This is a genomic window from Brevundimonas sp. UBA7534 (genome assembly GCF_002479325.1).
Lineage (GTDB): Bacteria > Pseudomonadota > Alphaproteobacteria > Caulobacterales > Caulobacteraceae > Brevundimonas.
The window spans coordinates 1-13,623 of record NZ_DLMO01000048.1; the positions used below are offsets into that span (position 1 = coordinate 1).

19 protein-coding genes and 1 pseudogene are annotated in these 13,623 nt (G+C 68.9%); 13 read left to right on the top strand and 7 right to left on the bottom strand.

Going from position 1 to position 13,623, the window contains the following annotated elements; translation table 11 throughout:
- Window positions 1-229: c-type cytochrome (locus B2U11_RS03465; RefSeq protein WP_292069985.1), on the bottom strand; the 229-nt coding region annotated here is incomplete at its 3' end.
- A gap of 85 nt (window positions 230-314) precedes the next feature.
- On the bottom strand, window positions 315-1,046 hold the full coding sequence (locus tag B2U11_RS03470) for a TonB-dependent receptor plug domain-containing protein (RefSeq protein ID WP_292069988.1): 732 nt from the start codon (window positions 1,044-1,046) through the stop codon (window positions 315-317).
- 143 nt (window positions 1,047-1,189) lie between these two features.
- Here B2U11_RS03470 and B2U11_RS03475 point away from each other — a divergent pair, with 143 nt between their 5' ends.
- From B2U11_RS03475 to B2U11_RS03495, 5 genes are all read left to right on the top strand, one after another.
- Window positions 1,190-1,498, top strand: a complete 309-nt coding sequence (locus B2U11_RS03475; RefSeq protein WP_292069990.1) for a metalloregulator ArsR/SmtB family transcription factor — start codon at window positions 1,190-1,192, stop codon at window positions 1,496-1,498.
- Entirely contained in the window at window positions 1,495-2,175 is a 681-nt protein-coding gene (locus B2U11_RS03480; protein WP_292069992.1) for an SdpI family protein, read from the top strand. The genes B2U11_RS03475 and B2U11_RS03480 overlap by 4 nt, the downstream gene beginning before the upstream one ends.
- A gap of 26 nt (window positions 2,176-2,201) precedes the next feature.
- Window positions 2,202-3,134 carry an alpha/beta hydrolase gene (locus B2U11_RS03485; protein WP_292069993.1) on the top strand — a complete coding sequence of 311 codons (933 nt, stop codon included), beginning with the start codon at window positions 2,202-2,204 and terminating at the stop codon, window positions 3,132-3,134.
- 69 nt (window positions 3,135-3,203) lie between these two features.
- Window positions 3,204-3,500, top strand: a complete 297-nt coding sequence (locus B2U11_RS03490) for an autorepressor SdpR family transcription factor (RefSeq protein WP_292069994.1) — start codon at window positions 3,204-3,206, stop codon at window positions 3,498-3,500.
- On the top strand, window positions 3,497-3,871 hold the full coding sequence (locus B2U11_RS03495; RefSeq protein ID WP_292069996.1) for an ammonium transporter: 375 nt from the start codon (window positions 3,497-3,499) through the stop codon (window positions 3,869-3,871). Before B2U11_RS03490 ends, B2U11_RS03495 begins: the two co-directional genes overlap by 4 nt.
- Window positions 3,872-3,965: 94 nt before the next feature.
- Here the strand turns inward: B2U11_RS03495 and B2U11_RS03500 are convergent, their stop codons facing one another.
- The 4 genes from B2U11_RS03500 to B2U11_RS03515 all read right to left on the bottom strand — a co-directional run bounded on the left by B2U11_RS03500 (window position 3,966) and on the right by B2U11_RS03515 (window position 8,323).
- Complete coding sequence (locus B2U11_RS03500; protein WP_292069998.1) at window positions 3,966-4,976, bottom strand: alpha/beta hydrolase; 1,011 nt, start codon at window positions 4,974-4,976, stop codon at window positions 3,966-3,968.
- Between the two features lie 149 nt (window positions 4,977-5,125).
- Window positions 5,126-5,863 (bottom strand): prephenate dehydrogenase, encoded by a 738-nt coding sequence (locus B2U11_RS03505; protein WP_292069999.1) that lies wholly within the window; start codon window positions 5,861-5,863, stop codon window positions 5,126-5,128.
- The gene (locus B2U11_RS03510; protein WP_292070001.1) at window positions 5,860-7,197 is read right to left on the bottom strand and encodes a dihydroorotase; all 1,338 of its coding nucleotides are present in this window, start codon (window positions 7,195-7,197) and stop codon (window positions 5,860-5,862) included. Before B2U11_RS03510 ends, B2U11_RS03505 begins: the two co-directional genes overlap by 4 nt.
- Before the next feature lie 163 nt (window positions 7,198-7,360).
- Window positions 7,361-8,323: a glycosyltransferase family 9 protein gene (locus B2U11_RS03515; protein ID WP_292070002.1), complete on the bottom strand. Its 963-nt coding sequence runs from the start codon at window positions 8,321-8,323 to the stop codon at window positions 7,361-7,363.
- Window positions 8,324-8,409: 86 nt separating this feature from the next.
- On the opposite strand from B2U11_RS03515, the gene B2U11_RS03520 reads away from it, so the two are divergent.
- From B2U11_RS03520 to B2U11_RS03550, 7 genes are all read left to right on the top strand, one after another.
- Window positions 8,410-8,634, top strand: a complete 225-nt coding sequence (locus B2U11_RS03520; protein ID WP_292070003.1) for a hypothetical protein — start codon at window positions 8,410-8,412, stop codon at window positions 8,632-8,634.
- Window positions 8,631-9,176: a hypothetical protein gene (locus B2U11_RS03525; protein WP_292070004.1), complete on the top strand. Its 546-nt coding sequence runs from the start codon at window positions 8,631-8,633 to the stop codon at window positions 9,174-9,176. The genes B2U11_RS03520 and B2U11_RS03525 overlap by 4 nt, the downstream gene beginning before the upstream one ends.
- A 170-nt stretch (window positions 9,177-9,346) precedes the next feature.
- Window positions 9,347-9,706 carry a nuclear transport factor 2 family protein gene (locus tag B2U11_RS03530; RefSeq protein WP_292070011.1) on the top strand — a complete coding sequence of 120 codons (360 nt, stop codon included), beginning with the start codon at window positions 9,347-9,349 and terminating at the stop codon, window positions 9,704-9,706.
- Between the two features lie 89 nt (window positions 9,707-9,795).
- Window positions 9,796-10,605, top strand: coding sequence for a YgfZ/GcvT domain-containing protein (locus tag B2U11_RS03535; RefSeq protein WP_292070005.1), 810 nt, complete (start codon window positions 9,796-9,798; stop codon window positions 10,603-10,605).
- A 16-nt stretch (window positions 10,606-10,621) separates the two neighbouring features.
- Window positions 10,622-11,380, top strand: a complete 759-nt coding sequence (locus tag B2U11_RS03540) for a 3-oxoacyl-ACP reductase (protein WP_292070006.1) — start codon at window positions 10,622-10,624, stop codon at window positions 11,378-11,380.
- A 78-nt stretch (window positions 11,381-11,458) separates the two neighbouring features.
- Window positions 11,459-12,055 (top strand): DNA-3-methyladenine glycosylase I, encoded by a 597-nt coding sequence (locus B2U11_RS03545; protein ID WP_292070007.1) that lies wholly within the window; start codon window positions 11,459-11,461, stop codon window positions 12,053-12,055.
- On the top strand, window positions 12,048-12,689 hold the full coding sequence (locus B2U11_RS03550) for a ribonuclease HII (RefSeq protein ID WP_292070009.1): 642 nt from the start codon (window positions 12,048-12,050) through the stop codon (window positions 12,687-12,689). Before B2U11_RS03545 ends, B2U11_RS03550 begins: the two co-directional genes overlap by 8 nt.
- A gap of 4 nt (window positions 12,690-12,693) precedes the next feature.
- On the opposite strand, the gene B2U11_RS03555 is transcribed toward B2U11_RS03550, so the two are convergent.
- Window positions 12,694-12,969, bottom strand: a complete 276-nt coding sequence (locus B2U11_RS03555; protein WP_292070010.1) for a hypothetical protein — start codon at window positions 12,967-12,969, stop codon at window positions 12,694-12,696.
- A gap of 297 nt (window positions 12,970-13,266) precedes the next feature.
- Here B2U11_RS03555 and B2U11_RS03560 point away from each other — a divergent pair.
- Window positions 13,267-13,623, top strand: a pseudogene (locus B2U11_RS03560) (TonB-dependent receptor); the annotation flags it as partial.

Below are 13,623 nucleotides of genomic sequence, written 5' to 3' on the forward strand. Positions count from 1 at the left end.
AGGGGCCCCCCGCGGCGCCCATGCCGTGGCAGGAGGCGCAGTTGGCGTTGAAGAGCTTCTCGCCCTCGGGGATGTCATCAGCCGAGGCGGCCGCGGTGACCTGCGTGGCCGCCTGCGCCTGGTTCACGGTGCTCGCGACGGAGTACAGTCCGCCGGTCACCAGGAGTCCCAGCAGGAGGAGCGCCAGCCCCATCAGGGGATGGCGTCGGTTCTGCGAAAGTGCCTTCACGGGGGTTTCCTATCGTTCTCTTCCGGGGCGGGCCGCTCATGCTGCCGGCCCGGGCCTGAAGTCGGTGCGGTGAGTGGGGGTCGTCTTACTTCAGGAAGTAGACGATGAAGAACAGGGCGATCCAGACGACGTCCACGAAGTGCCAGTAGTAGGACACGACGATCGCCGACGTCGCCTCGTGGTGGCCGAAGCGGCGGGCCATGTCGGCGGCGGCGTAGATTTCGTCATTGCCCGACACGCCGGCGGTCAGGCGGGTCAGCGGCTCGGGACCCGCCCGCTTTGGCACCAGGTTGAAGGCCCCGCCCACGCCGCTGCCGCCGGGCGCCGCGCCGTTCAGGAAGGCGGTGGCGCCGTGAAACACCTCCACCCGCTCCACCAGTTCGGCGGCCACGAACTGGCGCGGCAGCACGCCGTAGAGGCCGTTGTAGGTCATGTCGTCCGAATAGACCGGGAAGCCGCGGATGACGTACAGCTCCTGGAAGTTGCCGAAGCCCTTGGAAACCCGCACCACCGGATCGTTCTGCAGCACGTCGCCGATGCTGCGCGCCTGTTGATCGCGCACCAGCTTCTCGGTGTAGCTGGTGGAGGCGAAGGGTGTGTCCATCGCATCCAGATTGCCGAACAGGCCGACCCGCCCGCCCGTGGCCACCTGGCCGCCCGCCGCCGCGCCCGGCAGCCGCACTTGCGATCCCGTCACCACGATCTCGTCCAGTTGCGTAGGCTCCGCGCTCCCGGTCTGGGCCAGGGCGGGCGTGGCCAGGACCAGCGCCAGCAGGCTGGCGGCGCAGGTGAAACGGCGGCGGGAGCAGCAAGCCATGGATTGCAACGCATTCTCAAGATGGGGAAGAGACCGCGCTCTCTACGCCGTATTGCGATTGCTTTGCAATACCGCCTCACCGCCTGCGACGACATGCGCGAGGTCGCTTGCAATTAGGGTTTTTCCTAATTAGGAAGAGTCCTATGAACACATTGTTCAAGGCCCTTTCCCACCCGGTCCGTCGCCGCATCATCGCCATGCTGCGCGGGGGCCCGTTGGCTTCGGGCGACATCGCCGCGGCCTTCGACATGAGTTGGCCCACCATCACTGGCCACCTCAACGCGCTGAAGGAAGCGGGCTTGGTCAGCCCCGAGCGCGAAGGCCAGACCATTCGCTACCGCCTGGAAATCTCCGCCGTCGAGGAGGCCATGTCCTTCCTGATGGACATTGCGGGGGCGGGAAACCGCGAACCCGCGGACCGCGCACTCAAGCCTCAAGGGACCCCGGAATGAAGACCTATCGCTTCAGCCTCTTGGACGTGGCCACCGCGATCGTGACCGTCACGATCCTGGCGATGGCCCTTTGGACCGCGACCCAGGCGCCGGATGTCGCCTATCCGATGCACTTCAATGCGCGGGGCGAACCGGATCGTTGGGGCGACCGCAACGAATTCGCGCTGCTGCTCGGCTTCATGTCCGCCATGACCGCGATCACGTCCGGAATGATGGGTTGGTACGCTAGAAAAGCGGAGGCCCCTGCACGTGGTCGGGGCCTGCGTGCGGGTCAGTTGGTGTCGCTGCTCAGCATCGGCGGCGCGACCGCCCTGATCCTGTGGTTCACGGTGGGCGCCCTGACGGGGCAAACGCCGCCCTCCACCGGCTGGATGATGGCCCTGACCGGGTTGATCCTCGCCCTTGTGGGCGGGGGGCTGGGCCGAGTCGGTCCAAACCCGGTCATCGGCGTCCGCACGCCCTGGAGCTACAAGAGCCGCCTGGCTTGGGATCGGTCCAACCGGCTGGCGGGACGGCTATTCTTCTGGCTCGGCCTGGGGCTGATCGTCACCGCGCCCGTCGCGCCGCAACCGGCCATGGCCCTCGCCATGCCCGTGCTCATCCTGGGCGCAGCCCTATGGGCCGCGTTCGAAAGCTGGCGCGTGTGGCGCGCCGATCCAGACCGCCAGCCCTTCTGACATCCCCAATCGACGGAGCTTCGACCATGCTGACCCTGCTCGCCGCGGCCGCCTTGCTGGCCGGACCGACCGCCGCCGATGTGACCCTGCCGGCCCAGCCCGCGCCCTTGGCGGGAACCCTGCTCAGCCCGGAAGGCGCGACCTCGGCCGTCGCCGTCGTCCTGCCCGGCTCAGGCCCCACCGACCGCGACGGCAACCAGACGCCGGCCATCCGCGCCTCCACCTATCGCCTGCTGGCCGAGGGGCTGGCGGCCGAAGGGATCGCCACCGTCCGCATCGACAAGCGCGGGATTGGCGCCAGCGCCGCCGCCGGCTTCGACGAAACGAAGCTCCGCTTTTCCGATTACGCCTTAGACGCCCGCGCCTGGGCCGCCGAGGCCGCGCGCCTCACGGATCAACCCTGCGCCTGGCTGATCGGGCACAGCGAGGGCGCCCTGGTCGCCCTTCAGGCCGTGCAGGAGGGCGATGACAAGATCTGCGGCCTTGTTCTTCTGTCCGGCGCCGGCCGCCCTGCGGGGGTGGTGCTGCGCGAACAGTTGACCGCCCTGCCCGATCCGTTGAACACCCAGGCCTATGACGCCCTGACCGAGCTGGAGGCCGGCCGCACGGTCGCCGAGCCGCCCGCCGCCCTGGCCGCGCTGTTCCGCCCGTCGGTCCAGCCGTATCTGATCTCGTGGCTGCCGCTGGACCCCGCCGACTTGCTCGCCGCCTATGACGGCCCGGTCTTCATCGGCCAGGGAACCACCGACATCCAGGTCGGGGTTGTCGACGCCCAGGCCCTGGCCGCCGCCGACCCGGACGCGACCCTGAAGCTGTGGGACGGCGTGAACCACGTCCTCAAGACCGCCCCCGCCGACCGCGCCGGCAACCTGGCGACCTACGCCGACCCTGACCTGCCGCTGGCCCCGGGCGTGACGCGGGACGTGGCGGCCTTCATCAGGACGAACGCCGCCCGCTGATTTCGGGCAGGACACGAGCGCGGTAAAAATCCGCTTGACTCATTTCGATGATTAGCTAATCATCACATCATGAGTTCGGTGTTCAAGGCCCTGTCCGATCCCACCCGTCGCCGGGTGCTCCAGCTCCTGCGTCAGGGACCGATGAGCGCGGGTGAGATCAGCGACCGGTTCGACGTCTCCAAGCCCACCATGTCGGCGCACTTCGCGGTGCTGAAGGAGGCCGACCTGGTTCATGCGGAAAAGGCCGGAAAGTCCGTCCTCTATCACCTGAAGCTGTCGGTGCTCGAAGAGGCGCTGCTGGGCTTCGTCCAATCATTTGAACCCGGCGCGGAAACGCCCCGGTCCGCGGAGGAGACCACACGATGAGACAAGACCTGATCCCCAGCCTGATCTGGGCCGGCGGCCTGATCGCCCTGGCCCTGGCCGCCTCGACTGCGCGCAACATGGGCTATCTCGACGGCGACACGGTCAACCGCATCGTCCTGGGCGCGACCGGCCTGCTGATCGCCTGGTACGGCAACCGCCTGCCCAAGGCCTTCGCCCCCAGCGCCCACGCCCGCCGCGTCAACCGCGTCGCCGGCTGGTCGATGGCGGTCAGCGGCCTGACCTACGCGGCCCTGTGGGCCTTCGCCCCCTTCCCCGTCGCCCTGATCGGCGGCTGCGGCGCGGTGATCGCCGGCATGGCGGTGACGCTGGGCTATTGCCTGTCGCTGCGGGCCAAGGCGCGGACGGCTTAGGCGACGCGGAACGGCCACCCGTTCTGACGGTCAAAGGGCCTCCAAACAGGCGCTCAGAATGTCCGCCAAGGTTGGTTGGCGGACTTTCAACGGCTCAGCGTTTTGACAGAATGCCCCGTTCCTCCAGCCAGGTTTCCAGCAGCCCGGGCCAGACCGTGTCCGGGCTGTGATTCCGCCGCAGGCCGAAGGCATGCCCGCCGGTGGAGAACAGATGAACCTCGGCCGGAACCCCGGCCTGATCCAATGCTCGCGCGTAGAGCGTGCTGTTGCAGATCTCATTCGTCGGATCGTCCCACGCGGCGATCAGAAAGGTTGGCGGAGCCTCTTCGGTCACCTTCAGCCCGGGATCAAAAACACCGCCACGACGGCAGATGTGGCCGGGGAAGAAGGCGATGGCGAAGTCGGGTCGGCTGCTGACCTGATCGATCTCATCGACGGGCGAATAGGCGGGCTCGAAAATGTTGCTCGTCTGCGCGACCAGATAGCCGCCGGCCGAAAAGCCCATCACCCCGATCTTGGTAGGATTGATCTGAAGTTCTCGCGCCTGTGAGCGGACCAATCTTACGGTGCGCTGCGCGTCCTGAAGGGCGCGAGGCACTCGCGGCGTCACGGCCCGGCCGAGGTCGTCATCCCAGTAGTGATTGCTACGCGGAACGCGGTACTTTGACAGGATGCAGGTGACGCCTCGCGCAGCGATCCAGTTGCAGATTTCCGTCCCCTCGACGGTAACAACCACCGCACGGAATCCTCCGCCGGGAAAGACGACGACCGCCGCCCCGGTGTTTTTGCCCTGCGGGGGGAAGACAGTCATCGTAGGTTCGGTCACGTCGAATACGGCTTGGGACACGTCGCCATCAACGGCTTCGGGCGTCCTGCGCGTCAGAACGCTCTCGGACGGCTGGCTCACGTCTTCCATGTCCGGCGCGCCATTCGGCCAGATCGGGATTTGGCGGGCGCCCCCCGGAGCCTGCCAGAGGCCTGTTGTGCGGCCTTCCACGACAGCTTGCGCCGATCCGACGTCAGAACCGCGGGTGACGGCGAAGCCGCTCGCGAGCACCGCCGCCCCGATGAGCCCTCCCAGAGCCACCCATGTCCGACGCAACATCGAACCCCTCGCCTGACGCGATACCCGGCCGATAATTACGCGCTGAATCTTTGGCGCGAAAGCTTTACGAATCGGTCAGACCAGACCGCGCCCCGGCCGGTTGGCGGTACGGTCCGCAGCGGGTCGATAGCGGCGCCCGATCGCCCTCCTTAGACGTCTTCCTCCTCCTCCGCCTCGCCCCGCGCCTGATCGGCCAGGGCGAAAAACCGGTCGCGCACTTCGGCGGCGAAGGGGTTGTCGCGTTCGATGGCGCGGAAGACGGCGGGGCTGTCGTGGCGGACCATGTCGACCGCCTGCATCAGACGCTCGAAGCTGGCCGTCGTCATCCGCGTGGGCAGCGGCTCCATCTGCAACAGGACGCGCGCGATCAGATGGGTCAGCCCCTGAACGGTCGCGGCCTCGCGGTCGTGATCCTCGGGCGTGACCTGAAACACCCTGAGCTTCAGCGCGCGCCGGCAGAAGGCGGCGACGCGGCGCGCGTCCTTGGCGCCGCGCACCTCGCACACGGCGATCCTCAGCCCCGCGATCCCGTCTCGTGCGCTCTGCGGGCCGAACAGCGGATGCGTGCCGACGATCCGCACCGTCTCGGGCAGGATGTCCGCCATCAGGCGCCCCGGCTTCACCTTCACCGAGCCGACATCGATCACCAGGGCGTCGGGCCGCAGGTGGGGCGTGATCGCGCGGAGCGTCTCTTCCAGCGCCCCGACCGGCACGGCCAGGATCACCACCGGGCAGGCGGCCGCGGTCGCCAGGTCGGCCAGGGTCGCGACGCCTTCGCCGTCCGTCGCGGCCGGATCGTGGGCGCTCACCTCGAACCAGGCCGACAGATGTCGCGCCGTCAGCCGGCCGAAGGCGCCGAAGCCGATCAGGCCAAGCCTTTCCTTCACGCGCCGAGCGTCTCCATGAACCGCACCGGCCGGCCGTGCGCCGATCCGATCAGTTCGCCGTCCTGCATCACCACCCGGCCACGCACGATGGTCGCCATCGGCCAGCCGGTCGCCTCGACCCCGTCGAAGGGGGTCCAGCCGCAGCGCGTGGCCTGCTGGTCGTGGGTGATCGTACGCTTCGCCTTCAGGTCCACTATCGTCAGGTCGGCGTCATAGCTGACGGCCATCCGCCCCTTGTTCGCCGTGCCGAACACCCGCTGCGCCCCGCCCGAGGTCAGGTCGATGAAGCGTTCCAGCGACAGGCGGCCGTTCGCCACGTGGGTCAACATCAGCGGCACCAACGTCTGCACCCCCGGCATCCCCGACGGAGAGGCCGGATAGGGTTTGGCCTTTTCTTCCTTCGTATGCGGCGCGTGGTCGGACCCCAGCACGTCCGCCACGCCCTGCTGCATCCCCCACAGCCATAGCGCATCCACATGCTCCTGCGACCGGATCGGCGGGTTCATCTGGGCGTAGCTGCCCAACCGCTCATAGGCTTCCGGCCCGACCAGGGTCAGGTGCTGGGGCGTGATCTCGACGGTGGCGACATCCTTATGGAAGCGCAGATATTCCATCTCGTCCCTGGTCGTGACGTGCAGCACATGGATACGCGCGCCCGTCTCCTTGGCCAGGCCGACCAGGCGCCGGGTCGAGCGGATGGCGCTCTCGGCGTCGCGCACCTCGGGGTGGCTGGTCCAGTCGCCGGTGCGGGCCAGGCCGCGCCGCTCGACCAGCCGGTATTCGTCCTCGGAGTGGAAGGTGGCCCGGCGGCGCACGTTCGACAGCACCTTCCTGACCCCCTCGTCGTCGGCGATCAGCAGGTCGCCGGTCGAGGCGCCCATGAACACCTTGACCCCGCAGCATCCCGGCAGCCGCTCCAGCTCGGCCAGATAGTCGGCGTTCTCGTGCGTGCCGCCGACGTAGAAGGCGTGGTCGGTCCACATCCGGTCCTTCGCCCGCGCCAGCTTGTCCTCCATCGTCGCCGGGTCGGTGGTGTTCGGATTGGTGTTCGGCATCTCGAACACCGCCACCACGCCGCCCAGAGCCGCCGCGCGCGATCCGGTCTCCAGGTCTTCCTTCCATTCCAGCCCCGGCTCGCGGAAGTGCACCTGGGTGTCGATGACGCCGGGCAGCACGGTCAGCCCCGTCGCGTCGAACGTTTCCTCGGCCGAGGCCTGCGACAGGTCGCCGATGAAGGCGATCTTGCCGTCGATCACGCCCACATCCGCCAGGCCCCGCCCGGCATGGTTCGCCACCTCGCCGCCGCGCACGATCAGGTCATAGGTCTGGGTCATCGCACCGTCCTCGCATCCATCACCGTCATCCTCGGGCTTGACCCGAGGATCGGACCCTCCGCATCGCGACAGGCGATGCATCGACGGCTGCTTCTACCGGACTCCACCGCGCTTGCGGAACCCTCGATCCTCGGGTCAAGCCCGAGGATGACGGCGGGAAAGGTCACCCCTCGCGCAACACCTTCTGCGCCGCCTTCAGCACCCGTTCCCACGGCAGGTCCATCATGTGCTGGATGGCCTGATTCAGGTTCGGGTCCAGCTTGCGGAACTCCTCGAAGCTGCGCGGCCCGCGCACCGCCACGCCCTTCCACGGTCCGCGCGTCGTCTCGTCGGACGGCCCGAAGACCGCCACCACCGGAACGCCCGCGGCCGTCGCCAGGTGAGTCCAGATCGAATCCGCCCCGACATACAGCCGCGCCTTCGACAGGGCCGCCGCCGTCTGCAGCCGCGTCAGCCTGCCCTGCAGCTCGATCACCCGCGCGCGCGGCACGGCGTACCGGATGGTGTGGGCGGCTTCGCGGTCGATTTCCTCGCCGACGATCATCAGACGCCCGCCCGCCAGGGGGCCGTCGTCCGCCAGCAGCTTTGTCGCCACCTTGGCGTAACGTTCCGCCGGCCAGCGCTTGCCCATCCAGTCCACGCCCGGCCCCACCGCCAGGATCGGCCCGTCGCCGCCGCCGGTCGGGACCATCGCCTCGACCTCGGCCAGGGTCTCGTCGCCGACATAAAGTTTCGGCGCTGGCGTCTCCTCCGGCTCCAGCTTCAGCACCCGCGCGGCCGCCTCGACCGCGTGCAGGCCCGGCTGGTCCTTGCCCCTGACGGCCCGCTTCTGGCGTCTCAGCTTGCCCGACAGGGCCGAGCCGCGCATGTCCACGACCAACCCCCACTTCGTCGCCCGCACCTGGTTCCACAGCGCCAGCCATTCGAAATGGCCCTCGCGCTCCAGCACGAGCAGCTGATCCAGTCGCGGGGTGTCGGCGAACAGCGGGGCCGAGGCGGCCGATCCGACGACCGTGAAGCGCGCCTGCGGCAGGCTCTCGACCAGATGCGCCAGCACGCCGGACGACAGCACGGCGTCCTCGGCCTCCGCCTCGGCGATATACAGGATGGGAAAGCGCCCGATCATTCGCCGAACGACTAAAGGGATTCTGCCCCGAGTTCAGCGCCCGCGCGGGGTTTTCCACTGTCGTGAAGATGCGATACAGCGACGCGATGAAGACCGCCCCCGACCCCGCCGCGACCGCCGCCCTGGAACGCTACCGGGAACAACGCGTCACCGCCATCCATCGGCTGGACCTGATCGCCAGGGGCGCGACGCTGAATTACGAGGACGGAACGCCGGTCGACATGGCGTCCGAGAAGCGGCGTCTGGAAGAGATGGTCGCCGACAGGGACCGCCGCATCGCCGCGCTCGAACGCGACCTGGGCCTGACTTGAGCCTGCCGCTCCTGCCGGACCGGACTTGCGGCGGCTGCGTCGAATGCTGCCGGGTCATCCCGCTGGACCTGCCCGAACTGGCCAAGCCCACGGGCGAACTGTGCGCCTACTGCGTCGACGGCGCCGGCTGTTCGGTGCATCAGGTGCGCCCCCAGACCTGCCGCGTCTGGTTCTGCCTGTGGCGGGCGGTGGAGTTGTCCGACGACTGGCGCCCGGACCGCAGCGGCGTGATCGTCCGCCCGGACGGGGTCGAGGACGGGGTCATCACCCTCTACGTCGTGCGCCCGTCCGACTTTCTGGGCTCGATGGAATTCTTCGCCACCGTGGCGGGGTGGATCGCCGAAGGGATCGAGGTGGCGCTCAGCATCCCCGGCCCGGTGGGAACCTATCCGGCCCGCGCCGTCGTCACCGACTGGCTGCGCCCGGCCGTCGAGGCGGGCGATCCCGCCGACTTCCTGGCCCGGACCCTGCGCGCCCTGGACCGGTTGGGGGAGCACGACTTCCAGCCGGACGGGATCGAGACGCGCTACGCCGTGATCTGAAGACGCGATTCCGGGGACGTGTATTGGCGGGACAGAGGACGGGGACTGTGACGACATTTCCCCCGTCCACCTGGCGCCCCGCCGCGCCGTGTTAGGATTTCGCCGGCCACATTTGTGGACATTTCGACATTTCCGTCGCCGGAGGAACGCCCCTGACCGTCGAGACGAACATCCGCGCCGCGCACGCCTTCTACGACCTGATGTTCAACCAGTGTCGGCCGCGCGATGCGGTCGAAGCCCACGTCGGCGACCGCTACGTCCAGCACAATCCGGTCGTTCCCGACGGCAAGGACGCCTTCATCGCCTATTTCGAGCGGATGGCCCGGGACTACCCGGGCAAGCGCGTCCATATCGTCCGCGCCCTGGGCCAGGACGACATGGTCGTTCTGCACACCCGCCAGGAATGGCCGGGCGACGGCGACTGGGCCGGCATGGACATCTTTCGCTTCGAGAACGGCCGCATCGTCGAACACTGGGACGTGCTGCAGCGCGTGCCCGAACAGGCCGCCCACGCCAACACCATGTTCTGACCCGAACTCCGTCCCGCCATCCCATCCACACCGTTTTTTGCACACGGCGCCGTCTGGAGACATTCGCCGCCCGCTCCTATCTAGCGCCCATGCCCGTCGCCCGCCTGTCCAGCCGCGCCCTGATCGCCGTCACGGGGGCCGACGCCCGGCCCTTCCTGCACAATCTCCTGACCCAGGACGTGGAGACGCTGAGGGACGGCGACCTGCGGTTCGGGGCGCTGCTGTCGCCGCCGGGCCGTCTGCTGTTCGACCTGTTCATCCTCGGCGCGGACGACGGCGTCCTGCTCGACGTCGCCGCCGACCGGCGCGACGCCCTGCTCCAGCGCCTGTCGATGTACCGGCTGCGCGCCAGGGTTCAGATCGCAGCCGACGACCGCCCCGTCTTCGCCGCCTGGCCCGACACGCCCGCCGGTTTCCTGACCGACCCGCGCACCCCGCTGATGGGCGGACGCCTCTATGGCGACGCGACGGCCGACGCGACCGAGGCGGACCATGACGCCCACCGGCTCTCGGTCGGCGTGCCCGATCCGGCGAACGACGCTCCCGCCGACAAGACCTATCCGATCGAGGCCGACTTCGACCTGCTGAACGGCATCGACTTCGCCAAGGGCTGTTTCGTCGGCCAGGAAACGACCTCGCGCATGAAGCGGCGCGGAACGATCAAGAGCCGCATGGCGCCGCTGGACTTCGACGGCCCGCTCCCGGCCTTCGGCGCCGAGGTCCTGAAGGGCGACCTGCGCGCCGGCCAGGTGCTGTCCGGGCGCGACGGCTCGGTCATGGCCCTGCTGCGCCTTGACCGCCTCGACGGCGACCTGACCGTGGAGGGCCGCCCCGTGCGCGTGCGCCGCCCGGCCTGGATGACCGCCGACGCCTTCGCCCCGCCCGAAACCCGATCCTGAAGACAGAGCCTGGCCCATGAACATCGCCGATCAGATCGTCCTCGTCACCGGCGGCGCGCGCGGCGTCGGCGCGGCCGCCGTCCGCGCCTTCGCCCGCGACGGCGCCCGCGTCGTCGTCAATTGGCGCAACAGCGGCGAAGCGGCGCAGGGCCTGACCGCCGAGATCGGCGAACGCGCCCTCGCGCTTCAGGCCGACGTCTCCGACCGCCCCGCCGTCCAGGCGATGGTCGAAAAGGCCGAGGCGCATTTCGGCGCGCCGATCACCACCGTCGTCAACAACGCCCTGGACTATAGCTTCAACGGCGACGCCCGCTCGATGCTGGCCGACATCGGCTGGCGCGAGCTGGAGAACCAGTTCTCGACCGTGGTGCGCGGCGCCCTGAACGTCATCCAGGCGACCGCCCCCGGCATGATGCGCGTCGGCTTCGGCCGGGTGGTGAACATCGGCACCAACCTGTTCCAGAACCCGGTCGTGCCCTACCACGACTACACCGCCGCCAAGGCCGCCCTGCTCAGCCTGACCCGCACCGCCTCGGCCGACCTGGGGCCGGTGGGCATCACCGTCAACATGGTGTCGGGCGGCCTGCTGCGGACCACCGACGCCAGCGCCGCCACTCCGGACGCCGTCTTCGACCTGATCGCCGGAATGACCCCGCTGCGCCATGTCACGACTCCGGAAGAGTTCGCCGACGCGGTCCTGTTCTTCGCCTCCCCGTGGAGCCGCGCGGTCACCGGCCAGAACCTGGTCGTCGACGGCGGCCTGGTCCGCGACTGACAGGCCGTCCTTTTCCAACTCACGGGCGCGGACGTTCCGCGCCCTTCCCTTTAGCGAACAAACCGGCAACATCGACCCATGACCGACTCACACGCCGAAGGCCGCTGCGGCTGGTGCGGGACCGATCCGCTGTATGTCGCCTATCACGACCAGGAATGGGGCGTGCCCGAACTCGATCCGCGCGCCCTGTGGGAAAAGCTGGTTCTGGACGGCTTCCAGGCGGGGCTGGCCTGGATCACCATCCTGCGAAAACGCGAGGGAATGCGCGACGCCTTCGACGGCTTCGACCCCGAGATCGTCGCACGCTACGACGAGGCCGACATCCAGCGCCTGCTGGGCGACGCCCGCATCATCCGCTCGCGCGCCAAGATCAACGCCGCGATCAAGGGCGCGCAGATATGGCTGCAGATGCGCGAGGACGGGGAGGATTTCTCCGCGTGGCTCTGGTCCTTCGTCGGCGGCCAGCCGATCCAGAACGACTGGACGAATTATCGCCAGGCGCCGACGCAGACGGCGGAATCCGTTGCGATGGCCAAGGCGCTGAAGGCGCGGGGCTTCAACTTCTGCGGCCCTGTCATCGTCTATGCGTTCATGCAGGCCGTGGGCATGGTCAACGATCACCAGACGACCTGCTTCCGTCACGGCCAGGTTCGTGCGATGGCGGGGCATGGCTAGACCTCCCGCCAAACCGAAGGCCTTCCCGACCCTGGCCCTTGAAACCGTGCTGATCCAGCGCGTCGCCGGCCCGGTCTGCGGTGTGGACGAGGCGGGGCGCGGCCCCTGGGCGGGGCCGGTGTCGGCCGCGGCCGTCATCCTGAACCCGGACGACCTGCCGCCCGGCATCGACGATTCCAAGGCCCTGACCGCCGGCCGCCGCGAGGCCCTGGAGGTCGAGATCAAGGCCCGCGCCGTCGCCTGGGGCGTCGGCTTCGCCTCGGTGGAGGAAATCCACGAACTGAACATCCTGCACGCCACCGGCCTGGCCATGTGCCGCGCGGTCGAACAGTTGGCGGTCCGGCCGGTCGCGGCCCTGGTCGACGGCAACTACCGCTTCAAGCTGCCGTGCGAGATTCAGACGGTGGTAGGGGGCGATGGCCTGTCCCTGTCGATCGCGGCGGCGTCCATCCTGGCCAAGACGGCGCGCGACCGGCTGATGATCGAGTTGGACGCCCAGTATCCCGGCTATGGATTCGCCAGCCACAAGGGTTACAGCGCTCCGGCTCATCAGGCGGCGCTGAAGACCCTGGGTCCCTGCCCCGCGCATCGGCGCGGCTGGTCGCCGATCAAGGCCCTGCTGGAAGAGGCCTGAGGCCTCAGACGTGCATGAACCCGCCCAGAAGCGCGCCCATCAGGGCGGCGACGGCGGCCCCGGCGATGGCCAGCATCCAGCGGGGCGGCGGCGTCAGTTGAGGTTCGACGTCCAGATCCGGCTCGGATGTCTCGATCTCGACCGGGCGGCTGTAGCGTTCGGCGTTGTGGGTGAAGACGTTGCGCGTCGCTGGGCCGGTTTCCGGGCGCGGCGCATCCCACGTCCAGTCCGCCTCGGCTACGCGGGGCGCCCAGGACCGGGGTTCGGCTGCCGGGCGCACACGATAGTCGTCGGCGCGGGAGGCGGGTCGGACAGGGTGAACGGGCGGTTGCATAGGCGAAGAACGGCAGGACGCGATTCGCGTTCCCGGTCTGGATTGTGTTGTTTTCCCGGCCTGTAGCGGAACGAGCACGCCCGGATCACGGCGCGCGGCGTCCCAATAGCGCGAAATCAACGCCCACGGACCAATCGCCGCCGATCCGTCACGGCAACGTCGCAGGGGCGAATCCACACCGTCGCCGGCCCGACATTACCGCCGGTTAGTCATCGCCATTCTTGCCAAGCCTGGGGATGAGACATGGCGATCCGACTGAAGACGCGACTGATGGCCGCCGCGGCCGCGACCGGGGCGATGGGCCTGGCCCACGGCGCCTTGGCCCAGGAGACTGTCGCCCGCGACGCCACGCCCGCCGAACTGGGCGAGATCGTCGTCACCGCCCAGTTGCGCGAGCAGGACCCGATCGAGGTTCCGTTCGCCCTGACGGCCTATTCCGGCCAGTTCCTGGAAGACCTCGGGGTCCAGGAGTTCGACCAGCTTTCGGCCTTCGTGCCCGGCTTCCTGGTGCAGAACCAGTCGCCCAACAATCCCGGCTTCGTGATGCGCGGCATCACCTCCGACTCGGGGGCCGCCACCGCCGAGCCGCGCGTGGCAGGG

Bases quoted from the DNA above. Each gene is read 5' to 3' on its own strand.
- B2U11_RS03470 (WP_292069988.1), bottom strand. From the start codon at position 1,046: ATGGCTTGCTGCTCCCGCCGCCGTTTCACCTGCGCCGCCAGCCTGCTG.
- B2U11_RS03540 (WP_292070006.1), top strand. From the start codon at position 10,622: ATGAACATCGCCGATCAGATCGTCCTCGTCACCGGCGGCGCGCGCGGC.
- B2U11_RS03490 (WP_292069994.1), top strand. From the start codon at position 3,204: ATGAGTTCGGTGTTCAAGGCCCTGTCCGATCCCACCCGTCGCCGGGTG.
- B2U11_RS03500 (WP_292069998.1), bottom strand. From the start codon at position 4,976: ATGTTGCGTCGGACATGGGTGGCTCTGGGAGGGCTCATCGGGGCGGCG.
- B2U11_RS03495 (WP_292069996.1), top strand. From the start codon at position 3,497: ATGAGACAAGACCTGATCCCCAGCCTGATCTGGGCCGGCGGCCTGATC.
- B2U11_RS03535 (WP_292070005.1), top strand. From the start codon at position 9,796: ATGCCCGTCGCCCGCCTGTCCAGCCGCGCCCTGATCGCCGTCACGGGG.
- B2U11_RS03550 (WP_292070009.1), top strand. From the start codon at position 12,048: ATGGCTAGACCTCCCGCCAAACCGAAGGCCTTCCCGACCCTGGCCCTT.
- B2U11_RS03480 (WP_292069992.1), top strand. From the start codon at position 1,495: ATGAAGACCTATCGCTTCAGCCTCTTGGACGTGGCCACCGCGATCGTG.
- B2U11_RS03475 (WP_292069990.1), top strand. From the start codon at position 1,190: ATGAACACATTGTTCAAGGCCCTTTCCCACCCGGTCCGTCGCCGCATC.
- B2U11_RS03520 (WP_292070003.1), top strand. From the start codon at position 8,410: ATGAAGACCGCCCCCGACCCCGCCGCGACCGCCGCCCTGGAACGCTAC.
- B2U11_RS03515 (WP_292070002.1), bottom strand. From the start codon at position 8,323: ATGATCGGGCGCTTTCCCATCCTGTATATCGCCGAGGCGGAGGCCGAG.
- B2U11_RS03545 (WP_292070007.1), top strand. From the start codon at position 11,459: ATGACCGACTCACACGCCGAAGGCCGCTGCGGCTGGTGCGGGACCGAT.
- B2U11_RS03485 (WP_292069993.1), top strand. From the start codon at position 2,202: ATGCTGACCCTGCTCGCCGCGGCCGCCTTGCTGGCCGGACCGACCGCC.
- B2U11_RS03510 (WP_292070001.1), bottom strand. From the start codon at position 7,197: ATGACCCAGACCTATGACCTGATCGTGCGCGGCGGCGAGGTGGCGAAC.